This is a genomic window from Parabacteroides sp. AF14-59, from assembly GCF_003479515.1.
In the GTDB taxonomy this organism is placed as follows: Bacteria; Bacteroidota; Bacteroidia; order Bacteroidales; family Tannerellaceae; genus Parabacteroides; species Parabacteroides faecis.
Genome location: NZ_QUHH01000056.1, coordinates 1 through 2190 on the forward strand (window position 1 = coordinate 1; position 2190 = coordinate 2190).

Genomic DNA, 2190 nt, shown 5'->3' on the forward strand with positions numbered 1-2190 from the left:
GACAGATGAAACCAGTGTACTTTCCCCGTGACTAACCCGTTTACCAGGCTGATATCCGTGGCAAAAACGGTGCACAGCAGAAAAAATCCGCTGATAGCGAGCAGTGAATAACTTATATACTGTCTGTATTTCATAGATCGACTGTTTTACAGGTTTCCACATATCATTAATATACTCTCATACTATCATTTTCCAGAAAGAATGCACGTTGATTATACATATGTATGGGTATATACAACCACAATAATGCGTTTCCCGGAATATTGTTATAAGATAATGTCGTGTCGGTCTCTGATACATACTCGATAGGGGTAAATTTTTTGTGTTGTGTATCCCAGTAAGATAATGTATGCTGTTCCTTGTATCCTTCCGGACGTTTGTGTATTGTATAAGAACTTTTATTTTGTATATCAGGGATGAATTTATGTATTTTCCCTTCTGTACTGACATAAAATGGAGCTGTTATGAAACGTAGGGAGTTTCCGTCCGGAACATCTGCAACCATGAATATATTATCTCCGACAACATCATTAAAATAACAGATCGAATCTTTTCTGTATCCGAGAGCAATATCAGTCCATTTATTATAATTGAAATTACATAAGTAAACCTGATTACTACGTTTGTTTTCTTTTATATCCATATCGATAGTTACCTTTATGGTGGTCGGCTTATCAAGATATTCAGTTGTAACATCTTGTATCAATGGATTTTTGAAAGAAACAGCATAGCCATCGTCATTTTTTCCATAATCTTCTGTTAAATTCGGCTCAAACTGTAGCCGATATACTTTGGCAGGTCTTAGAGTACGTGTTTCAGAAAATAATCGGGCATGAACTCCCGGTGCCAAATTTTCTCCAAAGCTAAGAAAGTGTCCGTTATCCAGCACGGCACACCAACAATGCCCACGGTCCATTTTTACCCAGGTTGTCTGATCTATGATAACGGGGATGCCAGCGGATCGCATAGCATATGCTATGAAATTACATAAACCTTCACAGGTCCCAATACCGGAACGATATGTTTCACTGATAGTTGGGTATAAGCTGAGTCCTGTATCTTCATATCTGACCATCTTCTCTATTTCATTGCGTAGCACTATACAAGCTTCCAGGGGAGTTTTTACATCCGCAGAATCCAATAAGGGGAGAAAACGTTCCATAAACTCTTTCCTTAGATTTGAGACTTCTTCGTATTGTGCTCGGTAAGGAAGAATATATCTGCAAAAGTCTGTAAATGAAACGTTTTTTGCCCAAGGTTTTTTCCAGACGGCAAAGGCCAGTTCTATATTGTCTATTAGGAAACTACTGTTAAGTTTCGATATATCGTATTTGTGATGTGTTTCTATTCTGTATCCTCTGTTAGTCAATGAATCACAATGTCTTTTGACAGATTGGAACCCGTCAAAAAGAGTGATGTCTGGTCGATACTTTTCTTTTCTGGGAGAAGTATAGTATTGTTCCTGTGTAAAATGATAGGGCATATTCTCGATTAAGAAACGAGCTGCAGCTAGTTTTGTAGAATCCTTTTTATAATGGTCGAGTACTTTTTCAAGCTCCTGCCGGTTTTCTTTAGCACGCTCAAGAGCTTGCTCCAGTTTTTTATCATTCTGTGAATTGCAAGCCATTAGGAAGATAGCTAATAATATGTTTATTCCTGATATGAATATACTTTTCATGGCCTTAGATTTAATGAATGACTTTTAAAAAACGTTCCCACCTGAATTTGTATGTATACGGATCGATTGATTTCCATATAATCCAGGCTTTCCCTACAATATATTCTTCAGGCAGTAATCCCCAATAACGTGAATCCTGTGAGTTCATGCCTTTGTCGCCTGCCATAAAATAGTAGTTTTTCCGGAAACGGTAACCATTAATCGGAGTCCCGTTAAGAAGAACCGTAGAATTCTTGTATTGAAGATTACCTTGTTGTTCCCATTCGATCAGTTTTTTATATAACCGGAAGTTTGTATGATCTAAAGTAACGGAATCACCTTTTGCCGGTATATAGAGCGGTCCGAAATCCTTGATGTTCCAGCCTATGATACTGTCGAATGGGAAACTCCGGAATATACCGTCTTGAAATTTTTCAGTCGCTGCTATTCCTTTTTGTGAATCCATGTTGCCGAGAGGTGTTTGTACGCCTTCCACATGAAAGAATCCGTTTCGGATGGATAAGGTATCTCCC

Annotated in this window: 2 protein-coding genes; both read right to left on the bottom strand. The window is 38.2% G+C overall.

Going from position 1 to position 2190, the window contains the following annotated elements:
- Positions 1-166: 166 nt before the first annotated feature.
- The gene (locus DWW23_RS26285) at positions 167-1678 is read right to left on the bottom strand and encodes a transglutaminase domain-containing protein (RefSeq protein WP_122357398.1); all 1512 of its coding nucleotides are present in this window, start codon (positions 1676-1678) and stop codon (positions 167-169) included.
- Positions 1679-1688: 10 nt separating this feature from the next.
- A partial coding sequence (locus tag DWW23_RS26290) for a S26 family signal peptidase (RefSeq protein ID WP_199664187.1) occupies positions 1689-2190 on the bottom strand: 502 nt, incomplete at its 5' end.

Coding starts and splice junctions, on each gene's coding strand:
- DWW23_RS26285 (WP_122357398.1), bottom strand. CDS start 1,678: ATGAAAAGTATATTCATATCAGGAATAAACATATTATTAGCTATCTTC.